The sequence below is a fragment of the Streptomyces sparsus genome (genome assembly GCF_054776295.1).
This window is the reverse complement of record NZ_BAAHCA010000031.1, coordinates 1-17,792: the sequence shown is the minus strand read 5'-3', so window position 1 is coordinate 17,792 and position 17,792 is coordinate 1. Positions and strand designations below refer to the sequence as shown.

General features: G+C 67.9%; 23 protein-coding genes and 2 pseudogenes. 6 read left to right on the top strand and 19 right to left on the bottom strand.

Annotated features, from left to right (window positions below; translation table 11 throughout):
* From ACYVE9_RS04235 to ACYVE9_RS04210, 6 genes and pseudogenes are all read right to left on the bottom strand, one after another.
* Positions 1–433: pseudogene (locus ACYVE9_RS04235) on the bottom strand (hypothetical protein); the annotation flags it as partial.
* A 374-nt stretch (positions 434–807) separates the two neighbouring features.
* Positions 808–1,371, bottom strand: coding sequence for a YbaK/EbsC family protein (locus tag ACYVE9_RS04230; protein WP_461026327.1), 564 nt, complete (start codon positions 1,369–1,371; stop codon positions 808–810).
* Between the two features lie 198 nt (positions 1,372–1,569).
* Positions 1,570–2,727, bottom strand: coding sequence for a glycoside hydrolase family 64 protein (locus ACYVE9_RS04225; protein WP_461026333.1), 1,158 nt, complete (start codon positions 2,725–2,727; stop codon positions 1,570–1,572).
* A gap of 572 nt (positions 2,728–3,299) precedes the next feature.
* Positions 3,300–3,716 carry a VOC family protein gene (locus ACYVE9_RS04220; RefSeq protein WP_461026326.1) on the bottom strand — a complete coding sequence of 139 codons (417 nt, stop codon included), beginning with the start codon at positions 3,714–3,716 and terminating at the stop codon, positions 3,300–3,302.
* A gap of 10 nt (positions 3,717–3,726) precedes the next feature.
* Positions 3,727–4,215: a helix-turn-helix domain-containing protein gene (locus tag ACYVE9_RS04215; protein ID WP_461026332.1), complete on the bottom strand. Its 489-nt coding sequence runs from the start codon at positions 4,213–4,215 to the stop codon at positions 3,727–3,729.
* 203 nt (positions 4,216–4,418) lie between these two features.
* Positions 4,419–5,078, bottom strand: coding sequence for a transposase family protein (locus tag ACYVE9_RS04210; RefSeq protein WP_461026325.1), 660 nt, complete (start codon positions 5,076–5,078; stop codon positions 4,419–4,421).
* Positions 5,079–5,380: 302 nt separating this feature from the next.
* Here ACYVE9_RS04210 and ACYVE9_RS04205 point away from each other — a divergent pair, with 302 nt between their 5' ends.
* Positions 5,381–5,896 carry an IS5 family transposase gene (locus tag ACYVE9_RS04205; RefSeq protein ID WP_461026331.1) on the top strand — a complete coding sequence of 172 codons (516 nt, stop codon included), beginning with the start codon at positions 5,381–5,383 and terminating at the stop codon, positions 5,894–5,896.
* A gap of 178 nt (positions 5,897–6,074) precedes the next feature.
* Here the strand turns inward: ACYVE9_RS04205 and ACYVE9_RS04200 are convergent, their stop codons facing one another.
* The 7 genes from ACYVE9_RS04200 to ACYVE9_RS04170 are packed head-to-tail and all read right to left on the bottom strand — an operon-like array spanning position 6,075 to position 9,930.
* Positions 6,075–6,449 carry a thiol-disulfide oxidoreductase DCC family protein gene (locus ACYVE9_RS04200; RefSeq protein WP_461026330.1) on the bottom strand — a complete coding sequence of 125 codons (375 nt, stop codon included), beginning with the start codon at positions 6,447–6,449 and terminating at the stop codon, positions 6,075–6,077.
* Between the two features lie 5 nt (positions 6,450–6,454).
* Positions 6,455–7,294 (bottom strand): serine hydrolase domain-containing protein, encoded by an 840-nt coding sequence (locus tag ACYVE9_RS04195; protein WP_461026329.1) that lies wholly within the window; start codon positions 7,292–7,294, stop codon positions 6,455–6,457.
* Positions 7,294–8,322, bottom strand: a complete 1,029-nt coding sequence (locus ACYVE9_RS04190) for an HTTM domain-containing protein (RefSeq protein ID WP_461026324.1) — start codon at positions 8,320–8,322, stop codon at positions 7,294–7,296. The genes ACYVE9_RS04195 and ACYVE9_RS04190 overlap by 1 nt, the downstream gene beginning before the upstream one ends.
* Positions 8,295–8,936: a DUF5819 family protein gene (locus tag ACYVE9_RS04185; protein WP_461026323.1), complete on the bottom strand. Its 642-nt coding sequence runs from the start codon at positions 8,934–8,936 to the stop codon at positions 8,295–8,297. The genes ACYVE9_RS04190 and ACYVE9_RS04185 overlap by 28 nt, the downstream gene beginning before the upstream one ends.
* Positions 8,933–9,265 (bottom strand): hypothetical protein, encoded by a 333-nt coding sequence (locus tag ACYVE9_RS04180; protein ID WP_461026322.1) that lies wholly within the window; start codon positions 9,263–9,265, stop codon positions 8,933–8,935. Before ACYVE9_RS04180 ends, ACYVE9_RS04185 begins: the two co-directional genes overlap by 4 nt.
* A 21-nt stretch (positions 9,266–9,286) precedes the next feature.
* Complete coding sequence (locus ACYVE9_RS04175; protein ID WP_461026321.1) at positions 9,287–9,568, bottom strand: hypothetical protein; 282 nt, start codon at positions 9,566–9,568, stop codon at positions 9,287–9,289.
* A 59-nt stretch (positions 9,569–9,627) separates the two neighbouring features.
* On the bottom strand, positions 9,628–9,930 hold the full coding sequence (locus ACYVE9_RS04170; protein ID WP_461026320.1) for a response regulator transcription factor: 303 nt from the start codon (positions 9,928–9,930) through the stop codon (positions 9,628–9,630).
* A 545-nt stretch (positions 9,931–10,475) separates the two neighbouring features.
* Between ACYVE9_RS04170 and ACYVE9_RS04165 the strand changes: the two are divergent.
* A pseudogene (locus ACYVE9_RS04165) lies at positions 10,476–10,628 on the top strand (IS5/IS1182 family transposase); the annotation flags it as partial.
* Between the two features lie 149 nt (positions 10,629–10,777).
* Here ACYVE9_RS04165 and ACYVE9_RS04160 read toward each other — a convergent pair.
* The 4 genes from ACYVE9_RS04160 to ACYVE9_RS04145 all read right to left on the bottom strand — a co-directional run bounded on the left by ACYVE9_RS04160 (position 10,778) and on the right by ACYVE9_RS04145 (position 13,288).
* Positions 10,778–11,884, bottom strand: coding sequence for a hypothetical protein (locus tag ACYVE9_RS04160; protein ID WP_461026319.1), 1,107 nt, complete (start codon positions 11,882–11,884; stop codon positions 10,778–10,780).
* Positions 11,872–12,147, bottom strand: a complete 276-nt coding sequence (locus tag ACYVE9_RS04155; RefSeq protein ID WP_461026318.1) for a hypothetical protein — start codon at positions 12,145–12,147, stop codon at positions 11,872–11,874. The genes ACYVE9_RS04160 and ACYVE9_RS04155 overlap by 13 nt, the downstream gene beginning before the upstream one ends.
* A gap of 99 nt (positions 12,148–12,246) precedes the next feature.
* The gene (locus ACYVE9_RS04150) at positions 12,247–12,465 is read right to left on the bottom strand and encodes a DUF397 domain-containing protein (protein WP_461026317.1); all 219 of its coding nucleotides are present in this window, start codon (positions 12,463–12,465) and stop codon (positions 12,247–12,249) included.
* A complete protein-coding gene (locus ACYVE9_RS04145) occupies positions 12,446–13,288 on the bottom strand; it encodes a helix-turn-helix domain-containing protein (protein ID WP_461026316.1) in 843 nt (280 codons plus the stop codon). The genes ACYVE9_RS04150 and ACYVE9_RS04145 overlap by 20 nt, the downstream gene beginning before the upstream one ends.
* 117 nt (positions 13,289–13,405) lie before the next feature.
* On the opposite strand from ACYVE9_RS04145, the gene ACYVE9_RS04140 reads away from it, so the two are divergent.
* The 4 genes from ACYVE9_RS04140 to ACYVE9_RS04125 all read left to right on the top strand — a co-directional run bounded on the left by ACYVE9_RS04140 (position 13,406) and on the right by ACYVE9_RS04125 (position 16,345).
* Positions 13,406–13,690: a hypothetical protein gene (locus ACYVE9_RS04140; RefSeq protein WP_461026315.1), complete on the top strand. Its 285-nt coding sequence runs from the start codon at positions 13,406–13,408 to the stop codon at positions 13,688–13,690.
* Between the two features lie 59 nt (positions 13,691–13,749).
* The gene (locus tag ACYVE9_RS04135; protein WP_461026328.1) at positions 13,750–13,992 is read left to right on the top strand and encodes a DUF7848 domain-containing protein; all 243 of its coding nucleotides are present in this window, start codon (positions 13,750–13,752) and stop codon (positions 13,990–13,992) included.
* A gap of 152 nt (positions 13,993–14,144) precedes the next feature.
* The gene (locus ACYVE9_RS04130) at positions 14,145–15,665 is read left to right on the top strand and encodes a sensor histidine kinase (protein ID WP_461026314.1); all 1,521 of its coding nucleotides are present in this window, start codon (positions 14,145–14,147) and stop codon (positions 15,663–15,665) included.
* Positions 15,662–16,345: a response regulator gene (locus ACYVE9_RS04125; RefSeq protein WP_461026313.1), complete on the top strand. Its 684-nt coding sequence runs from the start codon at positions 15,662–15,664 to the stop codon at positions 16,343–16,345. Before ACYVE9_RS04130 ends, ACYVE9_RS04125 begins: the two co-directional genes overlap by 4 nt.
* A 78-nt stretch (positions 16,346–16,423) precedes the next feature.
* Here ACYVE9_RS04125 and ACYVE9_RS04120 read toward each other — a convergent pair whose 3' ends face one another.
* Both ACYVE9_RS04120 and ACYVE9_RS04115 read right to left on the bottom strand, forming a co-directional pair.
* Entirely contained in the window at positions 16,424–17,428 is a 1,005-nt protein-coding gene (locus tag ACYVE9_RS04120) for a hypothetical protein (RefSeq protein ID WP_461026312.1), read from the bottom strand.
* A gap of 97 nt (positions 17,429–17,525) precedes the next feature.
* Positions 17,526–17,792 (bottom strand): hypothetical protein (locus ACYVE9_RS04115; RefSeq protein WP_461026311.1); only part of this gene is annotated, 267 nt, incomplete at its 5' end.

Genomic DNA, 17,792 nt, shown 5'->3' with positions numbered 1-17,792 from the left:
CGCGGTAGGCGCGGCTGCGGGCGGGCGGGCCGCTGCACTCCGGCACCGTGCCACCGGCCCGGAACGCCGCCCACCAGGCGTCGTCGCGAGGCGTGCGGGTGAAGTAGGTGCGGGTCACCCAGCGGGCGCTGTGTTCGGTGAGCACGTGCTCCTTGACGCGGCGCAGGTGCCCGGCCTCGGACAGCCGCCGCAGCGCGGTGCGCAGTGCGCACTGGCCGTAGGGCAGCACCTTGGCGAGGGTCTTCACGGAGAGGTCGGCGCCTTCCGGCAACCGGTCGAGATACGCCGCAACGGCCGCCTCGCGTGCGGGCAGTTGTGCGAAGTCCCGCTCGTGCGTCGGGCTCTGGCCGGGGGCGCTGCGTTTGCCGTAGCCCGGATTGGCCATCGGGTGTGCGGCGGTGGGCAGGTCGGCGTTAGGGTCTTCAACAGCCATCGGATCGTACGTTGCCTTCGATTCGGTCGGTCAGACCCCGTCCCGGTGTTCCAGCACCGGCCGGGGTCGTTCTCTTTCCGCGCACGCTAGACCGCCGCGACGGCTTGTCGCAAACCGCTCACGCTCGGTCATCACTGCTGGTATAAGCGGCGATTGGATCGGCGGGACCGCCGACCGGGCGGCCCGGAAGGTGAGTTGGCGAGTGGGTGTGTCGGCCGTGGGGGAGGGTGGGCGGGAGGAGAACCTCCACCCATTCCTGTGAAAAAGGGCTCGGAGGTCGGAGCTTGAGCCCCGGGAAGCAGACCGGGCCGCGCAGCCGACACGGCGGGCCGGCTCGTGCGGGGCGCACCGCAGGGACGATGGAGGCGGACGGGTCAGCCGGCCAGGCCGGGGACGACCTCCGCGCCGGGGACCTGGGCCAGCATGCGTCCCGGCAGCAGCAGCTTGCCGCGGCGCAGTCCGCTGCCGATCACCACGTACGGGGCCGCGGCCACCGCCTCGTCCACCAGCAACGGCCAGTCGGCGGGGAGCCCGAGCGGGGTGATGCCGCCGTACTCCATGCCGGTCTCGGCCACGGCCGTGTCCATCGGTGCGAACGACGCCTTCCGGGCCCCGAGGTGCTTGCGCACGGTCCGGTTCACGTCCAGCCGGGTGGTGGCCAGCACCATGCAGGCGGCGAACGTCGTCTCCTGCCCCCGCTTCGCGGCCACCACGACGCAGTTCGCCGACGCCTCCGGAGGCACGTCGTAGGTCTCGCAGAAGACGGCCGTGTCGGCCTTCTCCGGGTCGGTGTCGACGACCAGCACCGATTCCACCGGCTCGGCGCCGGCCCAGGCGGCGAGCGCCTGGGCGACCGGCTTCGCCACCAGCTCAGGCCGCTGCACGGCCGGCCAGGCGGCCTCGAAGGAACCGAAGGGAACGTCTCGCGCCTCACTCATGGCGTCAGGCTAGAGGGTGACGGCGCGGCACGGCGTCCCGGGACTCCGCAGCGGGAGTCCCGGGACGCCGGACGGTCGGCGAGCGGTGCTGCCCCCGGCCGGATCAGCCACCGGCTGGGGGAGCGCCGACCGGTTCATCGGTCGACCGGTTCGGCGGCCGACCTGCTCAACCGCCCACCGGACCAGTCGCCTGCCGGATCAGTCGAACGGGTCGAAGGTGATGTAGGCCTGCTGGGGGTTGCCGTCGTGCACCAGGGACTCGTGTGCGCCGACGTCGTCGAAGGCGAAGGCGTAGGCCTTGCCGTTGACCATCTGGTCGTGGACCTTGCGGGCGTAGTGGTTGGTCACCGCGTCCTTGTAGAAGTTCGCGTTGTTCGCGTCCGGCTGGTTGGGGTTGACCAGGAGCGTGGAGCGGTTGAAGCCCGCGCACAGCGTGCGGGCGATCGGGCCGACCACGTGGTCGTTGGGCGCGTGCAGTGATTTGTGGCAGCCGAAGATGCTGTCCGCGTCAGGCTTGTTGAACGACGCCACTCGGGCGCCGGAGCCGTTGGTGAAGTGCATGGTGTTGCCGGAGACCCGACCGTAGAACCTGGTGTTCGGCTCGTGCGTGAACGGCGTCACGGTCAGGGTCTGGCCGCTGTAGCGGTTCCACACGCGGTTGACGTAGTCGTCCATGATGTTGGCCGGAATCATGCCCGCGCCGAGGCCGTGGCCGGGGGAGAGCGCGCGGAGCACCGTTCCGTCCGGCCGCGTCTGGATCAGGTTGGCCCATCCGCCGGGCTGGCCGCGCAGGGCGCGGAAGAACCCGTGGTAACCGCCTGGCTTGAGGCGACCGGTGCTCCTGACCGTGCCGTTGGCCTCCTTGACGCCCACCGCGTACGGCGCGGAGAACATGTCCACCTGCGTGCTGTTGATCCACAGGCCGGAGTCGTTGAGCGTGTACTCGGTCCAGTTGAAGAGGATGTTGCGGTTGGGGTCGGTCGGGTTCTGGAGCGCGGGCTGCACCAGACCACCCGTGGTCAGCCGGAACACCAGCTTCTGGCCGTAGGAGAAGTAGACCCGGCCGGAGAACTTCGGCATCCGGATCGTCTTCGACTGCCCGTTGGCCGGTCCGGGGATCGACGCGTCGGGGGCCGGCGTGGGCGGGTTGCCGCCCGCCGGCCAGGGGTGGAACGTGCCGTTCGCGTCGGCCCAGCCCTGGCGGCCGGAGGCGAGTTCCGTGCCGATGACGTAGACGTAGGTCTGCTCGCCGCGGCCGGAGTTGTTCTTGAGGGTCAGCGGGATGGTCGCCGGTACCGCGGCGGCGGCACTGTCAGCGGTGGTGCTGTCGGCGGCGGAAGCCGGGCCGACGGCCATGAGGCCGGTGGCGAATATCGCCGCGGCACCGAGATACGCCAGCGTTCTTCGTAGAGCGCGCACGCTTTTCCTCCTTGGGGTGCGGGGTTCCCGTTCAGGCGGAACGTGGGGTACGTGTGCCGCTCGGGGGCGACGCACGGATCAGCCGTCGCGGGCCGGCCCGGAGGGGGCAGGCGCCGACGGAGGCACGGAGCTTCGGGTGAGGTGAGGTGAGGTGAGGTGAGGTGAGGGGTCAGGGGTGAGGGGGAGCCCGGGTGGCCGGGCCTTGACGCTCTGCTGTGCCGGTAGGAGGGGGTCCACCGGCGGCCTGAATGTGAGAGCGCTCTCAGGATCGGCGCGTGACGGGGACGCGTCAAGGAGTCGCGCAGAATCCGGAACCCGGGGCAGGTAGAGCCCGGAACCGGTCCGGCGGTGCGGAGCTGACCCGTGAGCCCTCCTGCACGCCTGCACGGTTGCGACCATGGCAACGGCAACGGCCACCGTCCGGTCTTCGTCGGCGTCCTCGGGGACTGACGACGACCGGGCGGTGGCCGTGGGGCCGCAGCGCGGAACTGCCGGCGTGCGGGCGGTGCCTACTGCTTGCGGGGCTGGTTGAAGCGGAGCATGTTGCCGGAGGGGTCGCGGAAGGCGCAGTCACGGACGCCGTAGGGCTGGTCGGTCGGCTCCTGGAGTACCTCACCGCCTGCCGAGCTGATGCGTTCGAAGGTGGCGTCGCAGTCGTCGGTGGCGAAGATGACGCCGCGCAGCAGACCCTTCGCCATGAGTTCCGCCATGGCCTGCCTGTCGTCCGGCGACGCGTTCGGGTCGGCCAGCGGCGGTTCCAGGACGATGTTGACGTCCGGCTGCGTGGGCGACCCGACGGTCACCCACCGCATGCCCTCGAAGCCGACGTCGTTGCGCACCTCCAGGCCGAGGACGTCGCGGTAGAAGGCGAGCGCCTTGTCGTGGTCGTCGACGGCGATGAAGCACTGGGAAAGCGTGATGTCCATGTGGTTCACGCTATGACTCGGAGGCGGGTTTCGCTTCTCCGTTCCTGACCGGTCCCACGCCTTTCGCGGGGCTCCCGTTGCTGGCCGGGTCTCCGCTCTTCGGCGCTTCCCCGTTCCTGACCGGCCGCGTGTACATCTTGGCGATGCAGGCCGGGATGGCCGCTCCGTCATCGTGGCGGCGGGCCCGGTAGGCGCTCGGGCTCTCGCCGACCAGCTCGGTGAAGCGCGAACTGAACGACCCCAGCGAGGTGCAGCCCACCGCGAAGCAGACCTCCGTCACCGACAGGTCACCCCGCCGCAGCAACGCCTTGGCCCGCTCGATCCGGCGCGTCATGAGGTAGCTGTAGGGCGTCTCGCTGAAGGCCGCCCGAAAGCTTCGGGAGAAGTGGCCGGTGGACATCAGGGCCACCCGCGCCAGCGCCGGCACGTCGAGCGGCTTCGCGTAGTCGCGGTCCATCACGTCCCGAGCCCGACGCAGCCGCACGAGGTCTTCCAGCATCACCCGGCCAGCATTCCACAGCGGACGGTGTCGGTGCCGTCTGGAGCGCATGGCCTACCTGGACACGTGTGAGGTGCGCTGCGCTGGGCGCTTTGCTGTATCTCTTCGTCGTTCCGGGCGACGTCCTGCATTCCGGTCAGGGCCGGTTCATGTGACGGCTCAGCTCTTCGGCATCCTGACGCCAATGAGCCCTTACACCATTCTCAACAGGTGGCGAGTCCAAGGGCGGTGACGGCACGGACGGCGGTGGTGATCCGGGTGGTGCTGCAACGGAGATTCCGCAGGAGACGCCAGCATTTGAGGGTGGCCATGGCGCGTTCGTCGAGGCTGCGGATCTTGGCGTGATCGCGGTTGCGACGCCGACGCCAACCGCGCAGACCCTTGCCCCGGAACGGGACGCGCACAGCAGGACGTGCCCCTGATACGCCTTGTCCGCCCAGCACTTGATGCCATCGGCGGCGAGAGCGCCGGGAATGCCACGGGCCTGGGCCGTGGTTAAGAGCGTGCACGACCCCGGGCAGTGCGTCCGAAGCCCGAATCAGAGGGCCGGCTGGATCCGCGAGGACCTGCACGTTCATCCCGTGGTACTTCTTCTTCCCCGAGTAATACGGCTGGTCGGCAGCGATGCCGTCGATCGGCAGCACGGTGCCGTCGAGGATCACGTACGCCTCCTTCCGCACGGTCGTCATGGCCTGTTCCAGCGCGGGCGCCCGAGCGGCCAGGAGGTCGACGGCCTCGCGCATGTACCGGTACACCGTCGTAATCCCGACGCGGAAACCTGCTGCAAGGCGGGCGTAGGTGTCGCCGCAGCGCAGATGGGCCAGAACGGGCAGGGCCCGCGGCCACAGGTCAGGCCACGCCACCGAGAGCCAGTCCGATGGCGGTGACCTGCGAGGAGACAGGAGGGGTGCTGCAGGATGCGGCTGGACGAATCGATGGCGGACGGGTGGAGAAGCACGCGAAAGCTCCTGGCGGACTGGTGCTCTTGGTCGTGAACCCGTCTACCAGGGGCTTTCTTCATGTCCGCTGGCGGGGTCGCCCGTCCAACCTGCCGTCAGGTCGGAACCAGCTCGCTGTGACGAGTGGATGCCACACTTGCGGGGTTGCCTATTGAGGCGGTACGGATCGCGGTGCCGGTGTTGCCAATCCCGGCGGGCGAACTCGACTGGTCGCGGGCCTGCGTGGACGGCTCCCACCTCCACGCGAAGAAGGGGGTGCCGACACCGGTCCGTCGCCGGTCGACCGGCGCAAGACGGGCAGCAAACACCACCTGATCTGCGACGCACGGGGCACCCTGATCAAGGTCATCAGCACCGCCGCCAACGTCAACGACGTCGCTCAGACCCTCGACCTCATCGACGGCATCCCACCCGTCGCCGGCCGCCCCGGGCGTCCGCGCCGCCGTCCCGAAGCCCTGCTCGGCGACAAGGCCTACGACTCACACCCCAACCGGCATGAGCTGCGCAAGCGGCGGATCCTGCCGGTCATCTGCCGCAAGGGAGCCCCGAACATCAAGGGCTTGGGCAACCTCCGCTACGTCGTGGAACAGACTTTCGCCCTGCTCCACCAGTTCAAACGACTGGCCGTCCGCTGGGAACACCGCACCGAACGCCACGACGCCTTCATCTCCCTGGCCTGCAGCCTGATCTGTCGGAGACGCCGCAAGAAGGCACGATCATAATCGCGTTACGAACTCTCAGGGCAGTCACAACCGTGACACCGCCTCAGGCCGCTCAACCGCAGAGACCCGGAAGAACACGTCTACTCTGAGTCGAAGAGGACCTGCCCCAGCTGTTCTCCGCATGCCCTGTGTCTCCCGGTGCGGCCCTGCTTATCCGATCCCTTTCGCCGAACGGAGCCTATCGTTGAGGTGCCGTGCAAGCAGTGGTACCACCGGGCATGCGGTGACGATTATTCGCCACTGCTCGATACACAGCCGCGGCAATCCACCGAGTCGGGGGTATCCGCAGCAAAATGTCTGGGACACGCCACGGGCCACCCCAATGGCGGAACAACTCAGCGAAGGCTAAAGCACCGCCCGCCACCCGCCCATCCCGGTGAACCCACAACATCTCACGCGTGGCACGCTGTTCGCTGATGCCGAACTGTTCGATACCGATCTCTTGCCACGTCTGTACGTTCATCATCGGGCGCCGCGGATCGGCCAGCAACATAGTAATGGTGCGGGTGCAGAACCCGCAGTCCCCGTCGTAGATGAGAACCGGCAGCGGCATTCCGATCAACATTCCTCCCTCATGCACCGCTGGGTCTCAGCCCATTCGATAGCGGCCTTGTCGGTCTTGGAAGAAGACCCGTGTAGGCGGTGCATGAGGATCCATCGTCCGTCCGGAAGCACTCCGGCGAACACCGAAGATTTACGTGTGGCCCCGTTGTGCCACGTCAGAGGTCCGGTCCGCTGCCACGTCGGAGCCGGCTCGCCGAGAGAACGGTCGCTGACCAGCCGTAGCAGGCCAGTCATGGTCCGTGGGGTAGCCCACAACCCGGCGGCAGGAAGAATCGCTCCGTCCAGCGTCCACGGAGCGATCGGGCGTCCCAGAAGCCCTCGCCGTACCGCCCGGTTGTGTGGAGGATGGGGTGTCATAGCCCCGGGATCGAGCCCGAGCGGGGTTAAGACATGATCTCTAACAAGCTCCTGGTAGGAGCTGCCCGCCGCCGCCACCAAGGCGGCACCGAGAATTGCGTAGCCGAAGTTGGAGTACTCCTCATTCTCACCCGGTGGACGGGTGGCGAGGGTGTCCAAGCGAGGCAGGAGGCTGCGAAGGGCATCATCGGTGAAAGACCGGTATGGGTCACGGTATCTGACGCCCGGTGGGAGGCGTGGCAGACCAGAGGTGTGGCGCAACAGGTGATTCAGTGTGATTTTGGTTCCGGCCGCATCTGGCAGCCATGCGCTAACCGGATCATCCACGCTTAGCCCCCCGGTTTTGGCAATCTGCATCAGGATGGTGCCGGTCACCACCTTCGTCAGAGACGACATCTCGGCGAAAGCATCAGGGTCATGACCAGCCGTGGTGTGCGACCGGATGCCCTCACTCGCCAGAACACAGGTAGGAATCATCAATGCACCGCTTTTTCAGTCTCAGCTACCGACAGCGTGGAATCGGCTTCCACGTGCGCTCCCGGGTTCCCCCTGTGCACACGGTTAGCAGCACGAACCCACAAGACACGCCCCCGTGACAGGGCACGATCAAGAAAGGATGACAGAAAGACGAGATCGCAAGCGATCATCGTCAATGCAAATCCAGTCAACCCCATGAACACTGCGATCGAAATATGGAACATGATCGACATTGCCGCAGTCCAAGGGCGTAGTACGGGGGCTATGATCCCCAATGGGAAGTAGACCATGAAGAGCACCGTTGAATACGTGCCCATGTAAACGAACCAGTCGTTTCCGTACGCGATGCTGGAAATGCCAGGTAGTTCGAATTCTGGCACTCGCATGATGTAAAAGAGCGCCGTGCCATCTTGCCAAACCTGCCCCATTACCTTGTACAACCCGCTGACCACGTAAACTAGGCAGATCTGGGCGGCGATGGCCAGTGCACCCAGGTTATGCAACGGCGCTGACAGCGCCCGTACTCCCACTGGCAGGTTTCCCTTGAACCGGCCCACCAGCCCCGCAGGGAAGCTGAACCGGTCGTAGCAGCGGGTCAGTAGAAGCAGTGGGATGACGACATAGGCAAGGTTGTCGCCCCCGTCCAGCAGCGCGGGCTGGCGTTGGTACACCGACCACAGCAACACCCAATGCGCCGCCAGACCGAGCCTGCTGCCGATACCGAGCATGACTGCCAGTGCTACTAACGCTCCGGCGTGGAACACAACCTCGAACCACACCTGCGAACTGCTCCAAGCGTATAGGTTGAGTGTGCCGCCGAGCTGCTTCGTGAATTCATGGTGCGGCAAGACCCCGTCGGGGCCGAACAGGTACTGACGGTCAGTGTACTGGCTCGCGTAGTACATGAATCCTACGAAGCCGAGCAGACAGCGGGCCCCGGATACGCCAAGAACGCTTACGGGGCGCGTGGCCCACCGGTCGACCGCGGCCATGAGTTTGGTCATCGCAGACCCTTCGTGCTCCGCCATGGGAAGTCCTGGACCTCAACTTTCCCTTCCGTCTTGGGATTGTTCCGCTTGGACCACGGAGGAAGTTCGTGAATATACATACGGATCTGCACCTTCACTGGGTGGCCCCCGCATGTGGTCGGCATATGGTCCATAGCAAAACGGGAGACGAAAGTGATGGCATCGGCCTGTGATTGCTTCTCATGGGGCATCAGAGGCATCACTGGCTTTTTGTCGTTCCGGGCCTCCTTCCGTAGCCGCATCAGTAGCTCATCCCCGTTGCTGAGCTGCTGCACGCTGGCCGTAACCACCCGCGACATCCGCGGCGGGAAGAACCTGCTGTCCTGTACTTGTTCGACGAACGGTGTCGTGACGTCGTGGTAATCAGTGACGTTTCCATCCATGCACTTTGCACGGGCCAGGATCCCCCTGTCGTCCATCAATGGATCCGGGGCGAAAAGCATCCAGTTTTGGGTGAAGTACGGGTCGAGATAGCCAGAGACTGTGTCATAGTAGCGAAGCTTCGCGGGGCTCAAGGGCGCCTGCGACAAGGCGGACATAAGCATGTGAAAGCCCAGTAGGGCGCCGCCGAGAAGCAGCGCCGCCCTACTGACCTTGCGGTGAATGTGCGTCACTTGTCGAAGGCCACGTCCACCGACGTGACGCCGTCCGGTGACGTTCCGTTGGCGGGAGGAACTCCGAACAGGGAGCCGAGCTCGCTGATGTTGCCTATACTCTTGCCCCCCTTGGTAGCGGCCTTCGCATGCACGGTCGCTTTCTGCGCGGCCTTGGACACGGCGGACAGAATCGCCTGGGGCTGCTCGTTGGCTGCGGTCGACTGGGCAGCTGCTGGTGCGGCGACCGGCTGCACCGCCGCGGCTTGGGCCGAACCCTGCGTCCCAATGATGCCGGCGGCACCGGCCACCGCGATACCCACAGCAACAACAGACTTTCGAATCTTCATGGCTTGCCTCTTCCGTATCGTCTACTGATCGAACGCGTGGTCAACGGGAATGCCCGGTACAGTGGCCAGCGATACGTCGTCACCGCCAGCCAGATGACGTGTGGCCGAACGAGCCGCCTTGGCAGCCTTCGCCGCGACGGAGAGAATGGCCTGCGGCTCAGCCTCTTCCCCTGCCGCTATATGACTAGCCGTCTTTTCGGACACCGGTTGTACCGGTGCCGCCTGGGCCGATACTTGGATGGACAATACGAGGGCAGCACCCCCCACCGTTAGGCCGATGGCGGCAGCCAGCTTCCTGTTCACCGAACAACTCCTTCCATTGCAGGTACCGCAACTTGCGCGGTACCTGCTGGTGTCGACGGCTAGGACTCTGGCATGTGCGCATCCGCTCGCGATATTGCCTCTTGAGGCGTTGCCTCTTGAGGCGTTGCCTCATCGGGCACGTCGTCAACGGCGAAGACAAGCTTGCGATGCCGTTCCGCAAGCACGGCTGCCGCCACCCGTGACTCCACACCCAACTTCCGCATAATGTGAGTCAGATGTGAGCGGATCGTTCGTTCGGCTACGCCGAGCTCTGCTGCAAGACTCCGGTTGGTCATACCAGTAGGGAGCAGAGCCAGAACCTGCCGCTCACGCGAAGTTAGCTTTCTGATAGAGGCAGACATTTCTTCTTTGGAGCACACAGATCCCCCAGGCATCAAATATAATTGAATGCTTGAATGCTACAGTCGCTAGCATCGCGGTCGCACTTCCGTGTTTTTGCCGGTCAACGATACTGCTAGACGAGGCCGTCCTTCGCGCTGCAGCGTCTGCGAAATCACGATGCAAAGAATTGCACGTTTGCCATCCGCTGAGTGAATCCCTTTCCGTGCGGGTGTGATCCGTTCTGCTCCCTGCGGTGATTCTCCAGGAAGGAGTTCCGGAGGGTGATCAAGCTGACTTTTCAGTCAACCGGCAAAGAATTATCGGAACGATCAATTCAGTGTCCAGCTATTCTCGTCTCCCCCCTTCAGTAGGGCAGGTTCTTTCATTACTGTTGCAGTCGGCTGCAAATGGAACGCTGTGAAGATGGCTGAGCTATTCCAGTCATGCCACTGATCGGGTGACGTCGTGGGGGTGTGCAATGCGCGAGACTCCCGTGTCGCTCCAGCCCCCGGGTGGACATCGGACTCAAGCTGCCACCCAGCGACGAACTTTTCCGGCGCACTAGACTATGCGTGGAGCTCTCGCTGCGGCTCGGGCCCTGTCGAGCGCAGCGTGGCACGGATGAAAGTCCTGGCGCATCTTCCATGGATCACGCACCAGCCCGAATTGCATGACGTCAATCGCCAAGGCCGTCCTCGCCCTCGAGTGGAAACGCTGAAAGAGCACACTGGTCGCTGCACATGCAATCACATCGTCTCGACCTCGGGAGTGGTGCTGGCTACCGAAGGGGTTGTTTTCAGACATCAAGGCAAAGTAGTGACTGCTTGGATGAACTTGCATAAAGAGTGCGTACGTAGGTACGTAGAGTCACCGGCGCTTGACACTGTAAGGGGAGGTTGGGACGCCGGTCGGCAGGAGTTCTTCGAGAATGGCGAGGGTTTCAGCGGAGGTCGAGGGCTCGCCCTGCGGGCCGTCGACCTCGCGAGGAGCATTAGCTCCGTGGCTTCCGGTGAGATCCGCGCCCGAACCGTCGGTCGCGGTGGCGGTGGTCTGCGTGCCTGCGTCGTCAGCGGCGTTCACCGCAGAGGCGGCCGAAGAATTGTCCGCGAGACGTGCGGCAGGAGTTGCCGACTCCTCGAGGCCGGCAGCGCTGGATGCAGCCACGGTCTCGTCATGGCGGCTGACGTGGATCGGATGTCCGTCGGCATCTAGAAGCCTTCCGGACGGTGTCAGAAGCTTTCCGTCAGGAAGTCTCACCGTGTCCGTCGGTAGGTGCGAAGGCGGATGATCCGGACGCGTGGGTGTCGACGGCCCTTCTGGGAACGCTCCGGAACCAGGCGGAGGTACCAGCCTTCCGTCCGGGAGCTTGGTGACGAGGCCGGTCGTGACCCTGTTCAGGTTCGTGGCCACCTCGCTGGTCCTGGGTAGCTTGCCGACCGTGGCCCCCACGCCCTTGCCGATGTATGTCATCGGGTCCGCGAGGCGTCCTGCTGTGTTCACGGTCTTGCTCAGCTTGCCGGCGTTTCCGGCCTTGGTCGCCCCGATGCCGGGCGTGAGGACGTTGAACGTGACCAGGCCTGCCGCGCGGGTGGGGTTCTCGCCCCACTGGTCCCAGGCCACCATCGCCTTGCCGAAGTCCCTGGTGGCCTGCTTCATACGCTTCTCGTCGGCGGCCTCCTCGTCCGGGCCCAGGGTCTTGTCGAGTGCCCAGTCGAAGGGGGCGGCGGTGTAGAGGCCGACGCATCCCACCACGCCGAAGAGACCGGACCAGGCGTCTGTGAATCCGTCTCCCCAGGGGTTGACCGGAGTCCCGAGGCCCTTGAGCGCCTCCCAGACGCCGTCAACGACGAACCCGTCCCAGACGAAGCTCTTGACGTGGTGGCCGATCTCCCACCACTCGCGTTCGCGCTCGACCACCTTGCCCCAGGGAGTCTCACCGGCCTTCTTCATGTCGGCGGCGCTCAGGCCGTACATGTGCTCTCCGCTGGAGCCGTCGTCGGTCGTCCACGGAGTGCCGCCGACCAGTCGGAGGATGCGGTTCGCGCGCGGCGCTCCGCGGCCCAGAACTGGGCCACCGCCACGCTCACGTCCTGGTGCAGATCGTTGTTCCTGGTGGTGTTGTCCTCGTCCTTGCGCCACTCCGCGTCGTCCTCGATCGAACTGACGAACTCGCGCGTCTCCGCCCGGAGGCTCTCCAGCCTCCTCTCGATCGGGCGGACCTCGGCGGCTGATGCCATACGAAACCAGGATCGCGCGTGCCAACACAACCGGATCAGGGTCGAGAGGCGCACCTCACGCACGTGCGGCGTCGAGAACGTGCGGCGCCCCGGCGCGCGTCAATCGCTGGTCAGGGCTTCCGACTTCACCGCTGTGACGAAGGCGGCCCAGCCGGGGGAGGGGAAGACGAGCGTGCCCAGCTCGGGGCGCTTCGAGTCGCGGACGGGAACGATGTCGGCGCATCCGTCGGCTACTTCGACGCAGTTGCCTCCGCTGCCGTCGCTGTAGCTGGACCTCTGCCACCGGGCGCTGCTCGTGTCATGGTGCACTGTCCTCATGGGCGTACTCCTCCGCCACCGATGCGATCAGCGTCAGGGACGCCTCCGGCGACAGCGCGGCGGCCCCGAGCAGATCGTAGGACAGGCGGTACCGGCTCACCATCACCGGCTCGTCGATCAACTTGCCGGTTCCCAGGCCCTCGACGTAGACCAGCGGTGCCGCGTCGGGGAAGTCCATCACCTTCAGGCCGCCGCCCAGGGCCGGGTGCGCACCGGCGGTGAACGGCAGCACCTGGACGATGATGCGGTGACGTTCGGTGAGGTGGCGGACGCGTCCGAGTGCCTCGGCCATCGTCGACGGGCTGCCCACGACCCTGCGTAGCACGTTCTCGTCCAGCACCACCCACAACAGCGGATCCGTTGGATGGCTGAGGATCTCGGCTCGCGCCAGCCGTGCCGTGACCAGTTCGTCGATCACTTCTTCGGGGGCCGTCGGCTGGTAGGCACGGAACACCGCCCGGGCGTAGCCCTCGGTCTGGAGCAGGCCCGGGATGAGCAGGGGTGCGTACTCCTTGATGGACTGCGCCACCGCTTCGGCCTCTGCTGCTTCGGCGAAGTGGTCCGGGTAGCGGGAGGTGGTGGCCGCCGCGCAGTTGCGGGCGAAGAAGCCGCCGGTGCCGAGCGTCTCGTCCAGTCGCCTCGCGTAGTCGGGCTGCATGCGGCGGGTCCCCGCCTCCAACTGGCCGATGAACGAGCCGCTGACGAAAAGCGGCTTGCCCAACTCCTCCTGGCTCAGGCCGGCCTGCTCGCGTTGGAAGCGGAGCTCGGCGCCCAGCAGGGCACGCGGTGAGGATCCCGGGTCCAGCTTCTTGGGTGCGGGCACGGTGGCAACTCCCTGTCGGACATGTGCTCTTGTTGGACGTTTTGCACTGCTCAGGCTAGCGGGCAGCGTGCACGCTGGGTGTGTCATCGCACTACACACAGTGGAAGGTGGTCCCTGATGGCGTCTACTGAGCGTCGCCGCGCGGCGGTCGAGCAACTTCGGGCAGCGGAGGACGTGGCGAACCGGCTACGGGAGGTGCTGGTCGCTCGCGGCATCGTGCTGCCGTCGCTCCGGGTGGACCCGGTGACGTGTGCGCGCGAGGAGCCGAACCCGCTGGTCGACCTGGGGTGCTGCAACCAGGAGACGGCCGGCAGGTTGGCGGACGCGTTGCGGCTGCGCGGGTCGACGGAGGGGCTGGCCGCCCGGCTGGCCGAGCGCAACCGCCAGAGTCGGCTGCCGTGAGCGGGCAGCAGCGGGCCGGGGGAGGTCCGGCCCCGCGTGCGGAGAGCGGACGCCGGACGGTGGCGGTGCTGCGGCACGAACTGTGGACGTTGCGGCCGGACCGGGAGCCGGACGCCGAACCGGTGACCTTCGCCATGCAGTGTGCGGTCTGCGCGGAGGCGTCCGTGCCGTCGGTGGACTTCGGGGACGCGCAGGCGTGGACGTTCCGGCACGCCGGACGGCACCCGTCCCACCACAGCTACCGGGAGCTGATCACCCGCCCCTGGCACGCGTACCGCCCGAATGGACGGCCCCCTCGCTGAACGGCCGGGCACGTGCGCCCGGCGGGGATGCGCCTGCGTGGGGCGCCGGGCCGCCCGTCGGTGGGCGTGCGCCTCCTCCGTCTTGAGGGGGACGGCGGGGACGGCACCACGGAGGGACGCGGTGCGGGCGGCCACTCCGTACTGTCGGGGGCATGACGGAGAAGTACGAGGACCCTGACCTGCGGACGGAGATGCGCCTGGCCCGCGACGCGGCCGACATCTTCCGCGCGGACCTGATCGACGGCGCTTTCGACTTCCGGCCCCTGCAACCGTGCAGCGGCCGGTGGCTCCGCTGGGTGCCGCGCCCGATGCGCGGCGCGGCCCGTTGGACCCCGCAGCTGCTGGTCCTGGTGCTGGCGCTGTTCCTGCTCACCGCCATCTGGTCGGATTCCTACCTGGGCGGGGTGCTGAGCGTCATGCGCACGGTGGTGGTCCTCGTGCCACTGGTGCTGCTGCTGTTCCGGCCCGTCGCCGCGTTCTGGATGTCACTCGGCCTCACCGCGGGCGTCATCCTGGTGGCACCCGGCTGGGGCGGCTCACCGTGGCCGTGGGCGCCGGAGTTCATGATCGTGCACCTGGTGGTGATGATGGTCGTCGCCGGCCGGTCCCGTCCCCGGGTCGCGCTGGAACTGTGGGCCGTGACCGGGGTCAGCGGTCTGGTGCTCACTTTCGTCGCGTCCGTCCATCCCTTCGTCTACCTCGGCTCCTCGGCCTCCGAAGGAGTGTCCAACACCGCGGTCCTGCTCATCCTGTCCGCCATCGGGCTCGGGCTGCTGATGCTGCTGCGCGGGTTGCGGGAGTCCCGGCAGCAGGTCGTCGAGCAGGTCGCCGTGGTGCAGGAGGAGCGGTCCCGGCGCACGGTGCTGGAGGAGCGCACCACGATCGCGCGGGAACTGCACGACGTGGTCGCCCACCACATGTCGGTGGTCGCCATCCAGGCCGAGGCCGCCCGCTACCGGGTCGAGGACCCGCCTGAGGAACTGGTCGCCGCGCTGGGCACGATCCGGGAGAACGCCGTCGCCGCGCTGACCGAGCTGCGCCGCGTCCTGGGCGTCGTGCGGTCCGAGTCGCCGGCGGTCCCGGAGGCGCCGCAGCCGACGCTCGCCGACCTCGACACCCTGCTGGACGGGGTACGGGCGGCCGGACTGGAGGTGCGGAAGACGACCACGGGTGCGGTGCGCTCGCTGCCGCCGGGGGTCGAGCTGACCGCGTACCGCATCGTGCAGGAGGCGCTGAGCAACACGCTGCGGCACGCGCCGGGCGCCGCAGCCGGCGTCGAGCTCGGCTACGTGCTGGGCGGCCTGGGCCTGCGCGTGGTGAACGAGGCGCCGAACTCCGCTCCGCAGTCCTCCCCCGGCGCCGGTCACGGCATCCTGGGCATGCGCGAACGCGCCGCGATGCTGGACGGCGTGCTGACCGTGGGGCCGACGGGCGACGGCGGCTGGGCGGTGGAGGCGTTCCTGCCCGTTCCGGTGGAACCCGACGACGACAGCTCCGCGTCCGGCGACCGGCCGTCCGGCAGCGGCGAGAAGGATGCCGCCGACCCGAAGGGGCCCACTGACCGGAAGGGGCTCGCTGACCGGAAGGGGCTCGCTGACCGGAAGGGGCTCGCGGACACGAAGAAGCTCGGAGTCCTCGGGCAGCCCACCGAGCAGAAGGAGTCGGCCCCGTGATCCGGGTGCTGATCGCCGACGACCAGATGATGGTGCGCGAGGGCTTCTCCGTGCTGCTCAACGCGCAGGAGGGGATCACCGTCGTCGGCGAGGCGGTCAACGGCCGGGAGGCCGTCGCCAGGGTGGGCGAGCTGCGGCCGGACGTCGTGCTGATGGACATCCGCATGCCCGAACTCAACGGGCTGGACGCCACCCGGGAGATCGCCGCCTCCTCGGCCGAGACGCGCGTCCTGATCCTCACCACCTACGACCTGGACGAGTACGTCTACCAGGCCCTGCGGGCCGGGGCGTCCGGCTTCCTGCTGAAGGACGCCTCCGCCCAGCAGCTCGCGGACGGCGTGCGCACCGTCGCGGCCGGTGAGGCGCTGCTCGCCCCGACCGTCACCCGCCGGCTGATCGTCGAGTTCGCCCGCCTCGCCGGGGCGGGTGACGGCTTCCGCGGGCCGCTCAAGGAACGCATCGCCGACCTCACCGAGCGGGAGACGGAGGTGCTGGCCCTCATCGCGCAGGGCCTGTCCAACGGGGAGATCGCCGGGCACCTGCTGCTCGCCGAATCGACAGTGAAGACCCACGTCAGCCGCATCCTCGTCAAGCTGGGGCTGCGGGACCGCACCCAGGCCGCGGTGTTCGCCTTCGAGTCCGGGCTGGTCACACCGGGCGGCACTGCGCACCGGCGGTGAGCCGCCGCCCGCCCTCGGGACCGACTCTGGGGACACCTCGCGCGGCGGGCTCACCCCCTGACGGCGACGCGCCCGCGGTCAGGCGGTGAGCCGCCCCTCCACGGACAGGTTGTTGTCGACGGTGTAGTACGGGGACAGCTTCAGCCGTCCGCCGCCGCTCAGCGTGACGGTCCGGGACGGGAACACGAAGACGCGCTTCTTGTGCGGCACGTCGTCCAGGATCCGGCCCAGACGGTGACGCGCCGTCCCCGCGCGGACGAAGAGGTCCGCCACGAACGTGGCGTCGGTGCTCCGCCGGGCGAGCGGCGCGAAGTCCTCCGGCTGGAGGACGAACCGGCAGGACCGTCCGCCCGTGCGCACGGCCTCCACCGTCCCCGGCTCGGCCGTTCCGCCGCGGTGCACGATCTCCAGCACGGGGCCCGGCGACGCGCTGTCGGGGGAGGGTGCCGGATCGGCGGGGGAGGGGGCCGGATCGGCGAACAGAGTGGCCTCCACGGTGAGTTCACCCTGCGGCGTCCACCGCACGTCACCGGCCTCGACGTGCCGGGCGCGGTCCCAGACCCGCAGCGCCAGTGTGCCGTCCTTCGCCCGGTACGGCAGCCTGACCAGCAGCGGACGCGTGGTGAGGTGCGGGGAGGTCAGCAGGTGGCGGGTGTCGAGCAGCCCGGCGCCGGAGAGCGGCACCGGTTCCCTGCCGGGCAGGGCGAGGTGCGCGGACCAGCGGCCCTCGGCGAGCAGTCCCGGTGTGGGCGGCAGCACCGCCCGGACCCGTCCGCTTCCGGTGAGCGGACGCCCGGCCAGGTCCGCCGACGCCGGTTCCAGGGGCAGTGGCACGGGTGCGCCGGCGTCGGGCTGCTTCGGGCTGAGCACCAGCTCGGCACCGTCGAGGGCGGCGGTCCGCGGGCCTCCGGGCAGCTCCGGCCGGAGCAGGAACACCAGGTCGCCGTCCGGTGTGACGTGGCAGTCGGCGACCGGGAGGGCAGCGACGTCACCGCCGCGGGCCGGAGTGGGGGCGGGAGCGGACGCGGACGCGGAGTCGGTGGCGGCGGAAGGGGCGACGGCGGCGGTGGCGGGTGCGGTCACGGAAGAGCCTTTCGCAGTCTGCGGGGCGTCGTCGATGTGGGTGGCGGCTTCGGCGGGCGTCGTCGATGTGGGTGGCGGCTTCGGCGCGGGGTGCGTGTCAGCGCCGGGCGCGGGAGCGGCGGAGTCCGGTCAGGGTGCGCCTGATCCGGCCGAGGGCGGCGCGGGTGGAGCGCCTGGACGTGACCACGTGCACCTTGACGAGCCCGAGCACGCTCGCCCTGGCCCTGCGCCCGGACCGGGCCGCCTCCCCGGCGTGCCCCGCGCCCGCGACGTGCCCCGCGTCCCGATCGGCCTGCCCCGCGTGCCCCGGGGTCCGGACGGGTTCCCGGGCGGCTGAGGTGTTGCCGACGCGGGCCGGCTCGGC